The sequence below is a fragment of the Nostoc sp. DedQUE08 genome (assembly GCF_034530895.1).
Classification (GTDB): Bacteria; Cyanobacteriota; Cyanobacteriia; order Cyanobacteriales; family Nostocaceae; genus Nostoc.
In genome coordinates, this window is the sequence record NZ_JAVRCD010000002.1 from 141,512 (window position 1) to 159,196 (window position 17,685).

The following is a 17,685-nucleotide window of genomic DNA, read 5'->3' on the forward strand; positions in this document are numbered from 1 at the left end:
ACACTCCTACAAAAAAGTGTCAGATGACAAAAGTTTCCTTGATTGTGAAATTACCATAAGACACTTGGATATGAAAGCTTTCTCCAAAATCCCCTCGAAACCTTTTTAATTGAATAAAATTATCATTACTTCGTGATACGACTTCTTGAATAATTTTTCCTGCGTCTGAGAATAAATTAATTTTCAGATTAGATGGCAAATAGAGTTTTTCAGATAAAGGATGTATTTGTACTAGTATTTCTACTTTCTGTTGAGAGAATAGTGCGATCGCTACAAGCAGCACTAGTGATTGATTTCCCAGTTGTAGTCCTAAATCTATGATTTTTGCTCTCGCTACGCTATTTTCACCCAACGATGAAATATTTCTGAGAGCAAATTTTTTCTCATTTATATTGCCGAAAATTTCTTCTAAAGCCTTCCAACTGTTTTCAAATAGATTCTCGAACCATTGACTTAAGTTCACCTGTATCTGGCTTGCCCTAAGTGCAGGGTGAGTGACAGTGTTAGGAATATAGTCAAAAAGGAAATTAAGGGGTTTAAGGCTTGTTAATGATATTTGCTCTGAAGTAATAGAAATAGTAGTTGTTCTCACAAATCCCAACAAGTCCGCTTCTTGAAGGCGTTCGCTAAATTGGACAGCTACATAACCAATCCGATTTTTCATCACTTCGGGAGGTAAGTAAATTGCCGTCTCTCCAGGTCGAACTGGGCGACACTCTAACTTACCAATGTTAGGAATAACTAAATCGGCAACATCAAAGAAAGCTCGTTTTAGGGGATGCCAACTATCACTTTTCTCTAAAGCTGTATCAATCTGCAACCATTTCAAGTAACTGTAAACAGCATAAAGTGCTAGTGTATTCAAATAGATTTGTTTACCTTTTTGAGATGTAGTTTGTTCAAGAGCAAACTGGCGGGCGATCGCATGGGCTTCTCGTCCAAGTGGAATTTTTAAATAAAGCGTTTCTGTGCTACTCATGATTGTTAATTAGATTGATATCCAAGTTGAATTGCAACATTTTGTAGGAGCGGTATTGCTTTTAATTTCCAATGAGATACCAGAGTTTGGTAATTGATTTGGCTCTCGCGAGCAATATCTGCAAGTGTATCTGGTGGGTTCTTAAAAATAAACAGCAATCTTTGGCTTAGTACTTGACAGTTGCATTCGGGATGTTTGCGAGGATAACAATTTTGTAGTTGCTTGTCTGGATCTTGCTCAATGTAAACTGCCAGGTTGTCTACTAAACGTTGTTGTGACTGCTGCTTTAAATTTTCCAGATAAATTTCTAGTCCACTCAAAATATATGGATTTGCTGGTGTTCCTAATAGTTGTCCTTGTTCTGATACTCGTTCCAACCAAGTTGTTATTTCTGCATCAAAATTCAAAATGCTTTCATCCAAAGACAAATGAAATTTTTTTCCCCAAGGTGGAGATGGTGAATTTAAATCTTTGATGCCCCAGTAAAGGTAGCTTTTGATCCATCTTATTAAATCATCTCCAACTGAAGATGTACGTGGTTGAAAGTTTCTAATATTTTGGCTGAACCACTCCAAAGTTTGATTCAGGGGCATCTAAAAAATAATCGGGGCAGTCTATACTTGAATATTTTCTAAATTCTGGTAGTCCCTGAATTAAAATCAGAAGCCGACTCATAGCCTTTCGCCATTCTCGGCTGCCATCTGGGTGTTGGCACACTGTTGCAATCAATTGGCGCAGGCGTTCATCCCGATCGTCCATAAAAGCTTTAACCAAAAAAAGTACAGTAGACACGAGACAGCAGCACAGTTATAAGCATTATTTTGACCTTATTTGTATATCAGTTAAAATTCAGAAAATTATGAAAACTTTGGAATAGTACTTGCAGAGATATGAATAATGTAAAAATTATGACAATTGCAATGACTATACAATGTTCTTTTATGGCAGTCATAGTCAGGTTTGCGATGTTAATTAAAAGATTACCGTATTTTTACATATAATAAAATTTACACAATAATTAAGAATTATACGTAGAGAGAATATTGATGAGCAATTTCTTGTTTCATAACTAGCTGATTATTCACTGAAGATAAAAGTATAGGCTCGATCTCGAAAGGAAATTTCAAATACTCATCACGATTAATCCCAGCCAGACTACTGGCACAGAATGCGTAACAACAATGGCGATCGCTATTAGCCTGTAGAAATCGACCGAGCCATAAATACTTATTTTATCTTTAAGGCATTAAATGTACGTGTTTTCAATCGCGTTTGAAATTTTGATACACTCGATCGAGCCATGTATTTAGATTGACTATGATTTGACTATGAAAATCTTTCCTAATTCTTAAAGATACCGCTGCAACAGACCAATGAAAACTTCTGGTATTTCCAAATGAGGTAATATTCCGGTATCTGCAATCGCATAAAAATCTCGAATTGCTCTTGGATTTAAATTTGCCAAGCGTTGTCCTAATTTGATGTTGGTAAATTGTGCTTTTTCTCCCCAAAAAATGACGGTGGGAACTGTTAGTTGTTGAATATATAAACTCAAGTCGAAGTAAAGATCGCCTCGCAAAAATGCTAAAGCAGCAAACTTGGCATTAGGTTGTTGTGCTGAGGTTAAATAAGCCTCTACCATCTCTTGAGATACTCGTTGTGACTTAGCAAAGAGAAAACTTTGTAAAAAATTTCGGACTGCAATTTCATTTTCAGCACCAATCATGTAAATAAAATTGTCCAACAGAGGCGCATTGATTACCGAAAGCGGAAGTCTGCGTCCAGCACCCTGTCCAAAATCATCAAATCCAGAAGGGGAAACCAAAAACAGTGCTTTGAATAAATTGGGTTGAACAATAGCTAGGCGAATAGCAAAAGCAGCTGTAAGAGATGAGGCTACCACTGTCACCGGCTGGCGACAAGTTTGGATGATAAACTCTGCGATCGTGCTGAGATAATCCCTAATTTTATAATCCCGCACTGGATGGGCCGACTCTCCCCACCCGATTAAATCGGGAGCTAAAATGTGGTAATTAGAGGCAAAAGCTGGGTAAACTTTAGACCATTCATAGGCAGACGCTCCCCCACCAAAGTTATGGAGAAATAGTAGTGGAGGTAAATCTTCAGTGTCAGCAATCGTCCAAGGTGCATTCGTTTGGGTATAGTAAACCATTGCCCCCAAGAATGTATGAATGACTTTATGCCCAAAGCCAGGAGGTTGAAACTGAAGCATAAAATTAAAAAGTTTAGTTTATTTGAATTTGCCTACAGTCAAACTAATTCAGGAGTCAAAATACATCTGTCTGAATAGTTATATAGCAGAATTCAGTCCTTCTGAATTCAGAAGTAAAACAGGCTTTCAACCTGGTTTTTAAACTTAGATTGTGTACCTCTCTAACTTGAAATTCGCTGTATCCATTAGACTTGATTCTTTCTAAATTCTAAATTATGACTCCTAGATGCTGAATTATTGCAATTCATAATTCATCATTTACCCTTGCTTTTTCTCGGCATCTCCTGTGATTTGAACAAGTTGATGAAGGTTATCGCCACTAATATGATATGCTCCCCCAAAACCAACTACAAAGCGACCTTCACTTGGAGTTAATCGGAAAATCCGGAAGTCAGATAAGCCGCGCAACACCTCGATAATTTCACCAAACCGCCCTTGAAATTGTTCAACAATTTGATTCCAATTGTCAGTTTCACGCTCTATCAAAGTCGCCGTACAATCAAAACTCAAACGACGACGGGCAAAAATTAGATTACTTTTAGCTTCATCCTCGATAAACAAGATACTAACATGAGGATTGGCATAGAGATTTTTGGTGTGAATCGAAAGACCACTAACGTAAATGTAGATATTCTTGGAATCATCTATTACAAAGGGAGCATAACTAGCATTGGGTATTGCTTGTGCGCTCACAGTGCTAATAATTACACTCTCAAATGCTTCAGGGAACTTTTCGTACTCAGCTTGAATGTTATCAAGTTGACTCATAAAGTAGATTACCACGCTTATTAGGAACACCTAATTAAGTATCTTAACGTGATTGAGCGATGTCTACGAGGAGCTACAGTTACGCATGGAATGCCCAAAAAATAAAAGCGATCGCTCCCTTTAACTCAAGAGCGATCGCTAATTTTTAACTTACAGAATACAGCTTAAGCAGCAACAGGTTCCAACAATTTAATGTCAGAGAAAATAAATTCCTGAGTAGAAAATTGTCCTGCTGTCTCGGTGCGAATCTCCCGACGATTTAGGATGAAATAGTCACCAACTTTTTCATACTCATCAATAAATTCGCTTCTACCGCCCTTCTGTTCCCCAGTTTTGGGGTCATGGTACACAGAGTCATAGGTATGGGACAGGTAGCCTTCCCCGGTATCGTGACTGCTCAAGGTGTCAATGGTAACGTAAGTCCCGTGGATTAGACGGTGAACATGGCAGACTTCATTATTGCGGACTTTGTATTTATCGCCCTCAGCCTTACCACCCATTAAAAGCTCAACCGCACCTGTTTCGTCAGTTTTACCATAACTAAACGTATTGGCGCTGTGGGTATCTTCAAAGCTGCGGCGGACGCGGTGAATTGCTATCTCCCAGGCTTGACCATGAATTGCTTTCTGGGCTGACTCATCATCTACATCCAAAACTTCGGCTTTGAGATTGGCACTGATGATAACTTTGCCTGTAAACACTTTACCATCATGCTTATAGGTAATATTTGCAGTATAACCAGGGAAATTTTTGTCCCAAGTATAGCGGTTTTCATAAGCAGCCCGGAAAAGTTCCTGAGCAGAGAGTTGTGTAACTGTCATGTGCTTCTCCTAGTCGCTACTGTAATTAGCGTTTTAGTTTCCTTGGTATTAGCATAGAAGTAATTGTTGAGGCTTGGATAGTCCCCAACTGGGTACACTTATGGCTAATTCTCTACACGCTGTATTTCAGGCGATCGCTAATGTCCAAAATGAGCAAGAGTTAAGACTCGCTCTCACGGATAAAATTAGCGAGCATTTTGGCGTGCAAAATTGGGGTATTTATCTCCTAGATGAGCAACCAACCACTGAGATTAATGTTCCAGGCATTCCAGCAGTATGCTTAGAGAGCAATCCAGTGGGACGCTATGTAGTTGAGCGTCATGCTCCCGCCCACGAACAGTTATTATTATCGCCAGGAGACTGGAAGCATTTTTGTTCGCGTTCCGACCACGAACACGTGATGACCGGGCCAATTGTTTGCGATGGTCGTCTTGTCGGAACCCTTAACTTGGCACGTGACAAGGGAAATCCTGCCTTTAATGGTAACGATTTAGCTGACTTGAGCGCTTTATGCATTCATTTGTCAGCAAAAATGGCAACCCTACGAACAAAACCCAAAATATCCAATTCCCTTTTAGTTAGTCCTTTGACAGCGCGTGAGTTAGAAATTGCCGAGTTAGTGGCACAGGGGTTAACGAATGCAGAAATTGGAGAAAAACTTTGGATTACGCAAAATTCCGTCAAACAAGCTTTGAAGAGAATGTTTCGGAAGTTGAAGGTTTCGGCGCGTGCAGAAATGGTGGCAAAGCTACAAGATATACAAGTTTCTTGAAGGAGGTAGAGGCAGAAGGCAGTTCATTGGTGTCAGTAGTGCTGAGTGCTGAGTGCTGTTAGCGGATAGCTAAGGTTTAGCCCGTGCTGAGTATAACCCCATAGTTGAAATAAGAACGTATTTTTTCTTGCACTACGTGTCCTTGTGAACAGTGAACAGTGACCAGTGACCAGTTACCAACCGATTCTTGCTGATATAGCACAAGCTTTGGTGGTTAGGACATCAATAGACGATAAAACTTAGACACAAAAAGGCTTTTCACCCAGTCCCCAGTCCCCATTACCCCTTATCCCCAGAGGGGGCCCCACCATCCCCAGTCCCTTGCTATAACTGATAACTGTTATCTCAGCATCGCTAACAGCACCGATCATAATAATCCCTCCAATTCTGCAAACTTACGCAAACGCGGTAAACATTGGCGTTGATAAAAACTGCTTAATGTCGGAATTGACAACCCAAATTCCTCAGATAAATCTTTCCAGCTAACTTCTGGGGGTAAGCGTTTGAGAATTAACACCTGACAATTCACATCTGGACGCCCTTTAATGTAAGTACCGCGCAGTTCCCCATCCGAATCTGTCTTCGCCCATATCTCCAACTCTTCCAAAATCGGAGGTGCTTGGGGGGTAGCCTGTAGGTTATCTACAGGATCGATAGTTTCACTTGTTCCACCGGATGTAGACTGACGAATTCTCAGAGGGACTGTTGTGGCTTGTTCTCGGTTCTGCTTAAGGTAAAAGTCTTGTAGTCTCCGTTTTAAGTAAGCATTCAGCCAGGTGATCACACTGCCATAATTTGGATCGTAGATTTGACCTGTCAAACCTTCACAAACATTGCGACAGAAATACAACCAAGTTTGTTGTAGTGCGTCTTGATAGTAGGGAGTAGTTTCCCTCCAGAGTCTATTTGCTGTCAAGCGAATAATTTGCGTGAGCAGCTTCTGACGCTGAGGGCTTCCAGGTTGGTGTCCACAGGCTTCTGTAACTAAGCGGCGTAGCTGTTCATCGAATTGAACCATGACAATCTTGGGGAAGAAAGCAAGAATATCTTAGTATTGCGTATAACAACACCCGAAGAATTACCTTTCGTCAAGATAAGTAGAAGGAGTGGAAAAAATCAAACTATGTTAATAAAAGTAAAGTAGGCTAAAATCCTCTTTCTTCCTGTTTCCTGCGGACGCTCTCTACGTTCGCGAACAGCGTGTGGCAGACAGACGCTCTTGCTAGCTTGCAACTCTTACAGAGTACGCGGACTCGCTCTAAGCGTTGCTATGCCGTTGGCGTTCGCGTTCGCTGACAAATCCGGGTTCCACATCCCGTGAAAAGTCAGCTGAATTCCTTATCAATCCTTAAATTTAGAATTGCTGGTATTTTTTCTGAATATAATTTGGTAAATTCTTTAATATTTATACTTGAGAAAATTACGTGGGATGAACCTGGAGATTGCCAATTTTATTGATATTGTTAAAGCCAGAGCCTTGATTGAGCCAGATAAAACATCTTTTATTTTTCTGCAAGACGGAGAAACAGAAGTTGCCAAGCTTACCTATAAAGAGTTAGACCAACAAGCAAAGGCGATCGCATCTCAACTACAAAATATCATAAATCCTGGCAATCGCGCTTTACTTCTCTACCCACCTGGACTTGATTTTATTGCTGCCTTCTTTGGCTGTTTATATGCTGGGATAATTGCAGTTCCCGCTTATCCACCCCGGCGGAATCAACATCAGTCTAGATTAGAGGCAATTATTATAGATGTTCAACCGCTAGTTGTTCTCACCACATCTGATTTGTTAGCAAATATCAGCAATCAACTAGGTCAAAATCAACAGTTACCAAACTTGCACTATATAACTACTAACAATATCGTTAGTAGTGAAAATTTTATCCCCTATCAAGCCTCACCAGACACTCTAGCTTTTGTGCAATACACTTCCGGATCTACAGGGATACCAAAGGGTGTAATGATTACGCATGGCAATTTGCTATATAACAGTCAGCTAATCCAGAGTTGTTTTCAAGACACACCATATAGTTTGGGAGTGTCTTGGTTGCCACCTTATCATGACATGGGATTGATTGGTGGAGTGCTACAACCGTTATATGTTGGTGCGCCTACGATCTTAATGTCACCTGTAGCATTTATCCAAAAACCTTGGCGCTGGCTACAAGCTATTTCTCGCTACAAAGCAACTACCAGTGGCGGGCCAAATTTTGCTTACGAATTATGTGTAAAAAAAATTACTTTAGAACAAAAAGCAGAACTTGACTTGAGTAACTGGATATTAGCTTTTAATGGAGCAGAACCTATTCGTATAGAAACTTTAGAACGATTTGCAACAGCTTTTAAGTCTTGTGGTTTTCGGCAGGAAGCATTTTATCCCTGTTATGGTATGGCAGAAGCAACTTTATTGGTTTCTGGCGGTTTGAAAACATCTCTACCTAGTGTTTGCCAAGTTGACAAAGCAGCATTAGAGAAACACCAAATAGTTGCAGATGTCAATACTTCAGAAAATCTTCAGAAAATGGTTAGTTGTGGTTACGCAAGATTAGACCAGAAAATAGCGATAGTCGATCCTGAGTTACAAATCCCATGTCCAGAGGGTAAAGTAGGAGAAATTTGGGTATCGGGTGCAAGCGTAGCTATGGGATATTGGCAGCAACGAGACCTAACAGAACAAACTTTTAATGCTTATCTAGCAGATGAAGGCCCCTTTCTCAGAACTGGGGATTTAGGATTTTTACAGCATGGTGAGTTGTTCGTAACTGGCCGAATTAAAGATTTAATTATCATTAGAGGTTGCAACCATTATCCTCAAGATATTGAACAGACAGTGCAACAAAGCCATCCTGCTCTAGTTTTCGGTTCTGGTGCGGCATTTGTAGTAGATTTAAACGGCGAACAGAAATTGGTAGTAGTTCAGGAAGTCGAGCGTACTTACTTGCATAAGCTAAATGTTCAAGAGGTAGTCAGAAATATTCGTCAAGCAGTAGCAACCGAAGATGGGATACAGATTAATACTATAGTACTGGTTAAAACGGGCAGTCTTCTTAAAACTTCTAGTGGTAAAATTCAGCGCTTTGCTTGTCGAGAGGCATTTTTATCTGGAAATTTACAAATAATAGATATGTAAATAACTATAAAAATGCATTGCATTCCGCAGCTTTTATAGTAATATCAATTTTACTCTGAAAGATAAATTTATAAATCAGAAATAAAGAATAAGGACGTTAGTCACCAGAATTATCTAATTAAATTCTGCGTGATTTACGGATGTAGCTTGCTTTTTAGTAAGAGTATAAATGGGTTTAAATTCACCATAAAATTAACAATTTTGTAGTCTTGTTTTGGTGGGTTTAAATCCACTCACTTATTGATTATGACTTTATATTTAAACTTATTGCTAGGGGTAAAAAATGTCCGCTCAACTTAAAGTTTCAGTATCAAGTATTTATTTAGAAAACATTAAGCGACGTTTTATTTTAGGAATTTTTTTTATATCTTTATTTGGATGTCTAGCGGCTTTAGCTGATTTTTTTCTATTAGGTATTACGGCTTGGAAAATAGGTCTATTGTTGTTCATGTTAATCCTGACTGGTATAGGAATTACTGTTGGCTTTCATCGATATTTTGCTCACAAAACTTTCAAGAGTATACCAGTAATCGGCATTATTCTAGCTATTCTTGGTTCTATGGCAGGTCAAGGTTCGGTGATTTCTTGGGTGTCTGTTCACCGATGTCATCATCAATATAGCGATCGCCCTGGAGATCCCCATTCTCCTCATCTTCACGGTGAAGGAATTGGCGGGAGGCTCAAAGGTTTATGGTATGCCCATCTTGGTTGGTTATTAGATGGAGAACTCCCCAATTCTCTTGTTTTTGCTAAAGATTTACTCCAAGACCCTATTTATCAAAAAATCAACCGACTATATGGGATTTGGATTATTTTAGGTTTAATTCTCCCAGCTATTTTAGGGGGAATTATTACTTGGAGTTGGCTGGGTTTTTTACAAGGATTTATCTGGGGAGGAATGCTCAGACTTTTTTTCAGCTTTAATAGTGGTTACATTATTAATTCTATAGGTCATGTTTATGGAAAAAGCTTGTTTAAAAACATAGACCAAAGTAAAAATAACATTTGGTTGGCGATTCTTACCCTTGGTGAAGGTTGGCACAACAATCATCATGCTTTTCCTAACTCAGCAAAATTTGGTTTAAAGTGGTGGCAAATAGATCCAGGATACTGGGTTATTCTTACTTTACAAGCTATAGGTTTAGCTTGGGATGTAAAGCATCCTAGTTTAGAAGCAATTGAATTCAAAAAACTGAATGAAATTTCACAATAATACTCTCAATTAGCTAAAAATAATTAACAAAACTTTCAAATAATAAAAAATGGAACTTGAAAATTTACAAATTGATTCCACATTAAAAGCCTCAGAAGTATTGAAAACAAAGGTTACTGTAGCAGACATTCAAGCCTGGTTAATTTCATATCTAGCTACCGCTTTAGAAATAGCTTCAGATGAAATAGATGTCACTTTGCCTTTACATAGTTACGGATTAGATTCTAGTGCCGCAGTCAGTTTGACTGGCGATCTAGGTGATTTTCTGGAATGCCAGTTAGAACCGGACTTACTAATTGATTACCCAACTATTGAAGCTTTGGCTCAACATTTGGGTGATATAGAGGAAATAACCTTATGAATCTCTATCAACTTTTTGATTGGCTTAATAAACAAGGAATTAAGTTATCGGCTCAGGATGGTAAACTACATCTGCGTGCGCCGAAAGGAGTATTATCTCCAGAAATTCAGACGATTCTCAGCGAACGGAAAGCTGAAATTCTGGAATTTATGACTCAAAATCATCAAAAAATTGAAAAATTTATAGATTTATCCGCAGAAGCAGTTTTAGAATCAACTATTTATCCAGAAAATACCGCTACCTCATGGGTAACTGAACCCACTTCTATTTTTTTAACCGGAGCAACAGGTTTTTTAGGGGCTTTTTTACTATCCGAACTGTTACAACAAACTCAAGCAAAAATTTATTGTCTTGTGCGCGCATCCGAACTTGAAACTGCCCAAGGGAGATTGCAAAATAATTTAAAGTTTTACAACTTGTGGAATAGTTCTTTCCAGTCAAGAATTATACCAGTTTTGGGTGATATTTCTCTGCTACAACTGGGTTTGACAACAGCAACATTTAGCAAACTAGCAAATGAGATTGACAGTATTTATCATAGTGGAGCATTACTAAGTTATGTGTACTCTTATGCTCGATTGAAACCTTGCAACGTTTTAGGAACGCAAGAAATTTTACGATTAGCCTGCCAAAGTAAAACCAAATCTCTGCATTACATTTCGAGTTTTGCTGTATTTGAATCATCAACGTATTGCCAAAAAATAGTTGATGAAAACGAATCACTATCTGATTGGCAAGATATTTATTTGGGATATTCTCAAAGTAAATGGGTAGCAGAGAAGTTGGTTATGGAAGCCCGCGATCGCGGATTGCCAATAAATATTTATCGTTCAGCTTTTATCTCTGGAGATAGTCAAACCGGAATTTGGAAAAACAATGATATTATTTGCCGAATGATTAAGGGTTATATCCAGATGGGTAGTATGCCCCAACTCGACTATTTTTTAGATTTATCTCCAGTTGACTATGTAGCCCAAGGAATTGTTTATTTATCCAGACAAAAGCAAGCGATCGGCAAGTGCTATCATCTGAATAATCCTCATCCTTACCATTGGCAAGATTTGTTTGCTTGGCTTTGCTCTTTAGGTTATTCTATCCAACTTATTCCTTATCAAGAGTGGCAAAAACAGTTGTCTGCCACTATGCGAACAAACCAAAATGTTTTAACATCTCTAATTCCTTTCTTTTGCAAACAATGGGGGCGAGAACAAATCACTATTCCTGAGTTATACCAGCAAAATATAAGGCCAAAAATTAGTTGTCAAGAAACTCTTAATATGTTTAGAGAAACTGCGATTATTTGCCCTGCCGTAGATACTGCTTTACTTAAAATATATTTTTCGTATTTCCTGAGTAGTGGTTATTTAGAACCAGCTTCATAAAGCGAAAACTAGGGAAATCTCAGATTGCCAAACCTAGCTAATTCTGAAAGCTTGTGAAGATAGAAGGAAATGCAGAGAAAAAATTCCTAATGACTAATAGCTGATAAATATTTACTAACCAATGATTAAGATAAAATAATGATAGAAAATCAATTTCAAAATTGGCTAGTTAATATAGGTCAAAATATTATTTGGATAAGTGGTAAATTGCTTTACCAACATTGGTTTCAGCTTAAATGTCAAGGATTAGAAAATATTCCCCAGGATAGAGCTTATATAATTGCAGCTAACCATGTTAGTCATCTTGATGGCCCAGCAGTGATAGCGGCCCAAGGCAAACATTTTAGAAATGTTTACAGCTTGGCAGCAAAAGACTACTTTTTCAATCGACCGTTCAAAGCATGGATGTGCCAGAATTTTTTCAATATGATTTGCTTTGAACGCAAAGGCAATTTTTTAAATTCTCTGCGTTCCTGTCAAAAAATTGTGGAACAACACAAAGTAATTCTGTTTTTCCCAGAAGGAACTCGCTCGATAACGGGTGAACTTCAACACCTAAAACTGGGATTAGGATTGTTAGTGCTGCATTTAAACGTTCCTGTCGTTCCTGTTTATATTCATGGAACTTATCAAGCATTGCCTAAAGGTAAACATTTTCCCAAACGACATCCAATTTATGTGAGTTTTGGCTTACCTTTAGACTTTAGGCATTATCAAACTAAACAAAATATACTTGACACTCGTCAAATTCAACAACAAATTATTAATGATGTGTATGTAGCGATCGCCCAACTGCACGACAATTTAAGAGGAGGAGTGAATTATGGAAACTTGGGGACATAAATGGGGGTTTGCCGATACCCAGTTTATCATCAATGACGATCGCTCGGTAACTTTGACAGGCGATCGCTATAATTTATCAGGCTACAAAATGCCTTATTTTCTTTCCCATATAGAAGAACAATTAGGTATTGAAATTAATCCCCATGAACAGCAACCAGAAATAACAGAAAAATTTATTTACCCTTTAAATATCAATAAAAGCTTTTGTCAACAATTAGAAAATATATTTCCTAGTAATCAATACACATTTGACGAGCCAGAACGTCTTTTTCACAGTCATGGGCAAAGTGCTTTTAAAGAAGTTTACAAAGTTCTTTACTCTAAATTAGACCGAACTGTAGATATGGTATTTTACTGCCAATCAGAGTTAGATGCCCAAAAAATTATAAATCTTGCTATAAAACACAATATCTGTCTTGTTCCTTTCGGTGGCGGAACTAATGTTAGCTGCGCCTTAAAGCTACCAGAAGATGAAAAAAGAATGGTAGTTTCTGTAGATATGCGGCGGATGAATAAAATTGAATGGATAGATAGAGATAATCTCCGCGCTTGTGTACAAGCAGGAATTACAGGTCAGCAGCTTGAGGAACAGTTAAGAAAAAATGGATTTACTTGCGGTCACGAACCTGATAGTTTAGAGTTTTCGACTTTAGGGGGTTGGATTTCTACAAATGCGAGTGGAATGAAAAAAAATCGCTATGGCAATATTGAGCAAATTGTAGAAAACATTACTCTAATTACCCCCAAAGGCACAATTGAGCAAATACAACCAATTACCCGCGCTTCAATGGGAATGCAGATTCAAAATATTTTGTTTGGTAGTGAGGGGAACTTAGGATTAATTACCAAAGCTGTGATTAAAATTCATCCTATTCCCCAGGTAAAAAAATATGGATCTCTCGTTTTTCCTAACTTCGAGTTAGGAGTAGGATTTTTATACAGTTTAGCTCATAGCGGATTTGTTCCAGCTAGTATTCGTTTGGTAGATAATAATCAATTTCGCTTCGGTCAAGCCTTGAAACCACAGCCAACTAATATCAAAGGCTGGATTGATAAACTCAAAAAGTTTTATTTATTAAAGCTGCGTGGCTTTAATCCCTATCAAATGGTAGCAGCTACTATTGTTATGGAAGGATCTGCTCAAGAAATTGCTTATCAACAAACTAATATATATGCATTAGCTAAAAAATTTCAAGGCTTGGCATCGGGGGCAGAAAACGGACAACGAGGCTATATGCTAACTTATGCTATTGCCTATATGCGAGATTTTTTAGCTAGTTTTTTTATTCTTGGTGAAAGTTTTGAAACATCTGTCTCTTGGAGTCAAATTCACCAGGTTTGTCATGCTGTTGACCAGACATTAAAAGAGCAGCATGAAAAGTTTAACTTACCTGGAAAACCTTATTTATCTTACCGAATTAGTCAAGTGTATCATACAGGTGTTTGTTTATATTTTATGTTTGGCTTTTATAGTAAAGGAGTTGAATCTCCAGAAATAATTTCTCCTCAAATCGAGCATTATATCAGAGTAGCAATCATGGAAAATGGTGGTTCTATTTCTCATCATCATGGTGTTGGGAAAAGTCGCCAAGAATTTATCAAAAATACTTTGTCATCTGACAGTATAGAATTGATTAAAGAAATCAAACAAGCCAACGATCCACAAAACATTTTTGGGATCGGCAATTTTTGTGCAGACGCTAAAACTATATGAGTCAGTTTAATGGTTTAGTGGCGTTGATTACTGGGGCTTCCTCTGGAATTGGGGCAGAAGTTGCCAAAGAACTTGCCCGTGAAGGTGCAAAGGTTGTGCTTTTGGCGAGACGGACGGAACGATTAGCAACTATAGCCGCAGAGATTGACCCCAGCAATCAGAGGGTACTAGCTATATCCTGCGATGTAACTTTAGATAGCGAAGTAGAAAAAGCTGTCAGTCTTGCTCGAAGTCAATTCGGTAAGATTGATATCGTTGTTGCCAATGCAGGCTGGTCTTTAAAAGGCAAATTGGCAGACTTAAATGTGGATGATTACCGCAAGCTGTTTGCAACAAATATTTTTGGAGTTCTCAACACAATTTACGCTACTTTAGATGACCTGAAAAAAACGCAGGGAAGATTAGTTGTTATTAGTAGCGTCAAAAGTTACATTGCTTTGAGTGGTGATTCTGCTTATAGCATGAGCAAATTTGCGTTGCGGGCTTTATGCGAGTCATTATCTCAGGAGTTAGCGCCCGATGGTGTATCGATAATACATATCTGTCCTGGCTACGTTGCTACTGAAATTCGTCAGGTAGATAACCAAGGTATTTGGCATCCAGAGTGGCAAGATTCTATTCCGTCAATGTTGCTGATATCGCCGTCACAAGCAGCAAAAGAAATTGTGCAAGCGATTTCTCAACGGAAGAAGGAAAAAGCGATCGCCAATTACAGTAAGGTAATTATTTTTCTGAAACGGCATTTACCAGGCTTAGTTTTATGGATAATATCTAGGTTCAAAATTAAAGTTTCTTATAAGAAGTGAGAGGAGTTGTGGAAATTTTCAACCCGTTAATTTTGCCGACGCTTGCTATTGCTGGGGGGGAAATAGCGATCGCTTTATTCTTTTTCATGATTTTCGCTATTCTCTATCGACGCGACCCAGACAAAGTTAAAAATGATGCTTTCAAGTTAGCTATCTTAATCGGCATTGGATTAATTTTAATTGCTGCGGCAGGACTAGGAAAATACGGATTACTACCTGTTGCTTTGTTCTTAGCCTATTTTGGCTGGCAGGAATTACTAGAAACTGTGCAAATTAAATATGGCGCGATCGCTTTACCTGTGCTATTGCAGTTGTTAGGAACTGTTGGGATTGTGGGCGGAGTTTGGGGAAATGTTTTTGCTATTTTTTGCAGCGCGATCGTTGCTACTTGGGTGGCGATCGCTTTACCAATTTTAATCCTGCGTCATCCACCCCCAATGCACGGTATTTTAACTACAGCTTTTGGCATGGTTTTTATCACTATCCCTTTAGCCAGCTTATTAACACTTGCTGACTCTGCTTATCAGGAATTTAACCTACTCATCTTACTAGTATTAACTAATGATGGTTTTTCTCAAGGAATTGGCAAAATATTAGGAAAAATGCCTTTAATTCCTGGAATTAGTCCTAACAAAACTTGGGAAGGAACTCTGGGAGGATTCGTAGCTTGTCTTGTTTTAGGTTGGAGTATCAGCTTTCTGTTACCAAATTGGCAACTTTGGCAGGTTTTGTTATTGTCTGGAGGAGTTGCTTTGATGGCATTAACTGGCGATTTGATTGCGTCTTCGCTAAAGCGAGAAGCAGGAATTAAAGATTTTGGTCAAGTTTTAGCAGTAACTGGAGGAGTTTTAGATAAGTTTGATAGTGTAATGTTTACAATTCCAATTTTTTATTTTATTGTGCATTGCAAACAGTCTTTAAATTAACGCTTTTAATAGTTTTCTGAATCTCCTGTATTTCTGGAGATAATTAAATTTGCTTGTCGGGTCTTATTTCCCTGAAATCTGGGTATTCTAGCAATATCTTCGTTAAACCCGTCCTGACAAAATGTAATCAAATAAGTTTTTTATATTATCTGCAAAAACGCTATGTTTAGTCCAATTATACGGCAAATTGATTTAGCTAACAGTTTAACTTTAACAGGGCTAGTTTTGAGTTTAATTTCAGTTTTTTTAGCAGTGAATGGACATTATAATGAGGCTGTAATCTGCATGATGTATGCAGGAATAATTGATTTATTTGATGGTCTGGTTGCTAAAAAAATTTCCCGCACAGAATTACAATCTGAAGTCGGTAAGCAATTAGATAGTATTGTTGATGTTTGTTCGTTTGGTTTTGCTCCAGCAATTTTTGCTTACTGCTTTGGATTGAAGGATTTATTATCTATTGCAGTGCTAATATTTTATCTCGCAACAAACGCCTTGCGATTAGCATACTTTAATACTACAGGTTTAATGAATGAGGGAAGCGAACAATATTATACAGGCTTACCTGTGACTTACGCGGCTTTGTTTATTCCCCTAGCATTTACAGCTAGATTTGCTTTACCTGATGAAACAATGAAGTTTATCTTAGATGGTGTTTACCTACTATTAGCTCTAGCAATGATAGGCAATTTTAAAATGCTCAAGCTGCGAGGCGTTTGGTATGGGATATTTGCTCTCGGCGCGATCGCACTTACGGCTGTATATGGTTGGGTAAGTACTGTAGGCATATACTTCTAGGAATAAATGACAAGTAAAACGCTGAAAACTGAAATTTATTACCTCGAACGTCAGACAGGAGAAATTATTTATGAGCAGATATTTGCTGAAAAAACTTTACGTTTATTATATGAAAATTATTTTGGATTTATAGTTTTTAATTATTTACTTAATAACAAGACATTTTGTTGGCTTTATGGCAAATATCAAGATTTACCTTTGACTAGAAGCCAAATTAATAAATTTGTTCGTCGGTATCAAATTGATATTAAAGAGACTGAATTGCCACTGAAAAATTATCATAGCTTTAATGCTTTTTTCTCACGCCGACTCAAACCTAATGCTCGCATATTTACTACCGAGTCAAATATATTTTGCGCTCCAGCAGATAGTAGAATTTTAGTTTATCCAAAATTGACAGCAGAAACTCAGATTCCTGTGAAAAGTTCTTCTGTTACGATCGCAGAATTACTAAACTGTGAAAAATTAGCTCAAATCTATCGCCAAGGTTCAGCACTTTGTCTGCGTCTTGCTCCCTATGATTATCATCGATTCCATTTTTCTGATACAGGAAAAGCGTTACCAGCAAAATATATTCAAGGAAAATATCACTCCGTTAATCCACTTGCACTTGCCAAAGTATGTAATATTTTTTCTCTCAATAAAAGAATGGTAACAGAATTTATTTCTAATAATTTTGGCAGAATCGCCTATATAGAGATAGGCGCTTTTACTATTGGCAGTATCATTCAAACTTATACTCCTGGCATAGTTTATAAAGGTCAAGAGAAAGGATATTTTCAGTATGGAGGTTCTACTTTAGTTCTGTTGTTCCAACCTGGAACTATTTGTTTTGATGACGATTTAATTCAACATTCACTAGAAGGTCTTGAAGTTTACGTTCAGGCTGGTAATCAAATTGGAAAAAAAAACCAAATTCAAAGTTAAGGAATGGAA

At 37.9% G+C, this 17,685-nt stretch carries 18 protein-coding genes; 11 read left to right on the top strand and 7 right to left on the bottom strand.

All coding sequences use genetic code 11. The annotated features are described in order from the left end of the window. Nucleotides 1-19: 19 nt before the first annotated feature. From RMY64_RS01890 to RMY64_RS01915, 6 genes are all read right to left on the bottom strand, one after another. Nucleotides 20-979, bottom strand: coding sequence for a DUF1822 family protein (locus RMY64_RS01890; protein WP_322699143.1), 960 nt, complete (start codon nt 977-979; stop codon nt 20-22). Between the two features lie 5 nt (nt 980-984). Continuing rightward, nucleotides 985-1,572 (bottom strand): hypothetical protein, encoded by a 588-nt coding sequence (locus tag RMY64_RS01895; RefSeq protein WP_322699144.1) that lies wholly within the window; start codon nt 1,570-1,572, stop codon nt 985-987. Then, nucleotides 1,529-1,771, bottom strand: coding sequence for a hypothetical protein (locus RMY64_RS01900; RefSeq protein ID WP_322699145.1), 243 nt, complete (start codon nt 1,769-1,771; stop codon nt 1,529-1,531). The genes RMY64_RS01895 and RMY64_RS01900 overlap by 44 nt, the downstream gene beginning before the upstream one ends. Before the next feature lie 556 nt (nt 1,772-2,327). After that, nucleotides 2,328-3,212 carry an alpha/beta hydrolase gene (locus RMY64_RS01905; RefSeq protein WP_322688121.1) on the bottom strand — a complete coding sequence of 295 codons (885 nt, stop codon included), beginning with the start codon at nt 3,210-3,212 and terminating at the stop codon, nt 2,328-2,330. Between the two features lie 258 nt (nt 3,213-3,470). Then, the gene (locus tag RMY64_RS01910) at nt 3,471-3,980 is read right to left on the bottom strand and encodes a HugZ family protein (protein WP_322699146.1); all 510 of its coding nucleotides are present in this window, start codon (nt 3,978-3,980) and stop codon (nt 3,471-3,473) included. 164 nt (nt 3,981-4,144) lie between these two features. Continuing rightward, a complete protein-coding gene (locus RMY64_RS01915; protein ID WP_322699147.1) occupies nt 4,145-4,801 on the bottom strand; it encodes a DUF3386 domain-containing protein in 657 nt (218 codons plus the stop codon). Nucleotides 4,802-4,901: 100 nt separating this feature from the next. On the opposite strand from RMY64_RS01915, the gene RMY64_RS01920 reads away from it, so the two are divergent. Then, entirely contained in the window at nt 4,902-5,573 is a 672-nt protein-coding gene (locus RMY64_RS01920; RefSeq protein ID WP_322671358.1) for a LuxR C-terminal-related transcriptional regulator, read from the top strand. 367 nt (nt 5,574-5,940) lie between these two features. Here RMY64_RS01920 and RMY64_RS01925 read toward each other — a convergent pair whose 3' ends face one another. Then, nucleotides 5,941-6,591, bottom strand: coding sequence for a sigma-70 family RNA polymerase sigma factor (locus RMY64_RS01925; RefSeq protein WP_322671357.1), 651 nt, complete (start codon nt 6,589-6,591; stop codon nt 5,941-5,943). A 411-nt stretch (nt 6,592-7,002) separates the two neighbouring features. On the opposite strand from RMY64_RS01925, the gene RMY64_RS01930 reads away from it, so the two are divergent. From RMY64_RS01930 to RMY64_RS01975, 10 genes are all read left to right on the top strand, one after another. Then, entirely contained in the window at nt 7,003-8,706 is a 1,704-nt protein-coding gene (locus RMY64_RS01930) for a fatty acyl-AMP ligase (RefSeq protein WP_322699148.1), read from the top strand. A gap of 283 nt (nt 8,707-8,989) precedes the next feature. Next, nucleotides 8,990-9,919, top strand: coding sequence for an acyl-CoA desaturase (locus tag RMY64_RS01935; RefSeq protein ID WP_322699149.1), 930 nt, complete (start codon nt 8,990-8,992; stop codon nt 9,917-9,919). Nucleotides 9,920-9,968: 49 nt separating this feature from the next. Next, nucleotides 9,969-10,280 carry an acyl carrier protein gene (locus RMY64_RS01940; RefSeq protein WP_322699150.1) on the top strand — a complete coding sequence of 104 codons (312 nt, stop codon included), beginning with the start codon at nt 9,969-9,971 and terminating at the stop codon, nt 10,278-10,280. After that, on the top strand, nt 10,277-11,662 hold the full coding sequence (locus tag RMY64_RS01945; RefSeq protein ID WP_322699151.1) for a thioester reductase domain-containing protein: 1,386 nt from the start codon (nt 10,277-10,279) through the stop codon (nt 11,660-11,662). Before RMY64_RS01940 ends, RMY64_RS01945 begins: the two co-directional genes overlap by 4 nt. A gap of 138 nt (nt 11,663-11,800) precedes the next feature. Beyond that, on the top strand, nt 11,801-12,505 hold the full coding sequence (locus tag RMY64_RS01950) for a lysophospholipid acyltransferase family protein (RefSeq protein WP_322699152.1): 705 nt from the start codon (nt 11,801-11,803) through the stop codon (nt 12,503-12,505). Further along, nucleotides 12,486-14,219, top strand: a complete 1,734-nt coding sequence (locus RMY64_RS01955) for an FAD-binding oxidoreductase (RefSeq protein ID WP_322699153.1) — start codon at nt 12,486-12,488, stop codon at nt 14,217-14,219. The genes RMY64_RS01950 and RMY64_RS01955 overlap by 20 nt, the downstream gene beginning before the upstream one ends. Further along, nucleotides 14,216-15,025, top strand: coding sequence for an SDR family oxidoreductase (locus RMY64_RS01960; protein WP_322688129.1), 810 nt, complete (start codon nt 14,216-14,218; stop codon nt 15,023-15,025). The genes RMY64_RS01955 and RMY64_RS01960 overlap by 4 nt, the downstream gene beginning before the upstream one ends. Nucleotides 15,026-15,033: 8 nt before the next feature. Then, nucleotides 15,034-15,951, top strand: coding sequence for a phosphatidate cytidylyltransferase (locus RMY64_RS01965; protein ID WP_322699154.1), 918 nt, complete (start codon nt 15,034-15,036; stop codon nt 15,949-15,951). Nucleotides 15,952-16,113: 162 nt separating this feature from the next. Then, nucleotides 16,114-16,749, top strand: a complete 636-nt coding sequence (locus tag RMY64_RS01970; RefSeq protein WP_322699155.1) for a CDP-alcohol phosphatidyltransferase family protein — start codon at nt 16,114-16,116, stop codon at nt 16,747-16,749. 6 nt (nt 16,750-16,755) lie between these two features. Then, nucleotides 16,756-17,676 (top strand): phosphatidylserine decarboxylase, encoded by a 921-nt coding sequence (locus RMY64_RS01975; RefSeq protein ID WP_322699156.1) that lies wholly within the window; start codon nt 16,756-16,758, stop codon nt 17,674-17,676. Nucleotides 17,677-17,685: the final 9 nt, after the last annotated feature.

What these genes read in the sequence shown, in the direction of transcription:
- RMY64_RS01890 (WP_322699143.1), bottom strand. Translation starts at nt 979, where the DNA reads ATGAGTAGCACAGAAACGCTTTATTTAAAAATTCCACTTGGACGAGAA.
- RMY64_RS01895 (WP_322699144.1), bottom strand. Translation starts at nt 1,572, where the DNA reads ATGCCCCTGAATCAAACTTTGGAGTGGTTCAGCCAAAATATTAGAAAC.
- RMY64_RS01905 (WP_322688121.1), bottom strand. Translation starts at nt 3,212, where the DNA reads ATGCTTCAGTTTCAACCTCCTGGCTTTGGGCATAAAGTCATTCATACA.
- RMY64_RS01910 (WP_322699146.1), bottom strand. Translation starts at nt 3,980, where the DNA reads ATGAGTCAACTTGATAACATTCAAGCTGAGTACGAAAAGTTCCCTGAA.
- RMY64_RS01915 (WP_322699147.1), bottom strand. Translation starts at nt 4,801, where the DNA reads ATGACAGTTACACAACTCTCTGCTCAGGAACTTTTCCGGGCTGCTTAT.
- RMY64_RS01920 (WP_322671358.1), top strand. Translation starts at nt 4,902, where the DNA reads ATGGCTAATTCTCTACACGCTGTATTTCAGGCGATCGCTAATGTCCAA.
- RMY64_RS01925 (WP_322671357.1), bottom strand. Translation starts at nt 6,591, where the DNA reads ATGGTTCAATTCGATGAACAGCTACGCCGCTTAGTTACAGAAGCCTGT.
- RMY64_RS01930 (WP_322699148.1), top strand. Translation starts at nt 7,003, where the DNA reads ATGAACCTGGAGATTGCCAATTTTATTGATATTGTTAAAGCCAGAGCC.
- RMY64_RS01935 (WP_322699149.1), top strand. Translation starts at nt 8,990, where the DNA reads ATGTCCGCTCAACTTAAAGTTTCAGTATCAAGTATTTATTTAGAAAAC.
- RMY64_RS01940 (WP_322699150.1), top strand. Translation starts at nt 9,969, where the DNA reads ATGGAACTTGAAAATTTACAAATTGATTCCACATTAAAAGCCTCAGAA.
- RMY64_RS01945 (WP_322699151.1), top strand. Translation starts at nt 10,277, where the DNA reads ATGAATCTCTATCAACTTTTTGATTGGCTTAATAAACAAGGAATTAAG.
- RMY64_RS01950 (WP_322699152.1), top strand. Translation starts at nt 11,801, where the DNA reads ATGATAGAAAATCAATTTCAAAATTGGCTAGTTAATATAGGTCAAAAT.
- RMY64_RS01955 (WP_322699153.1), top strand. Translation starts at nt 12,486, where the DNA reads ATGGAAACTTGGGGACATAAATGGGGGTTTGCCGATACCCAGTTTATC.
- RMY64_RS01960 (WP_322688129.1), top strand. Translation starts at nt 14,216, where the DNA reads ATGAGTCAGTTTAATGGTTTAGTGGCGTTGATTACTGGGGCTTCCTCT.
- RMY64_RS01970 (WP_322699155.1), top strand. Translation starts at nt 16,114, where the DNA reads ATGTTTAGTCCAATTATACGGCAAATTGATTTAGCTAACAGTTTAACT.
- RMY64_RS01975 (WP_322699156.1), top strand. Translation starts at nt 16,756, where the DNA reads ATGACAAGTAAAACGCTGAAAACTGAAATTTATTACCTCGAACGTCAG.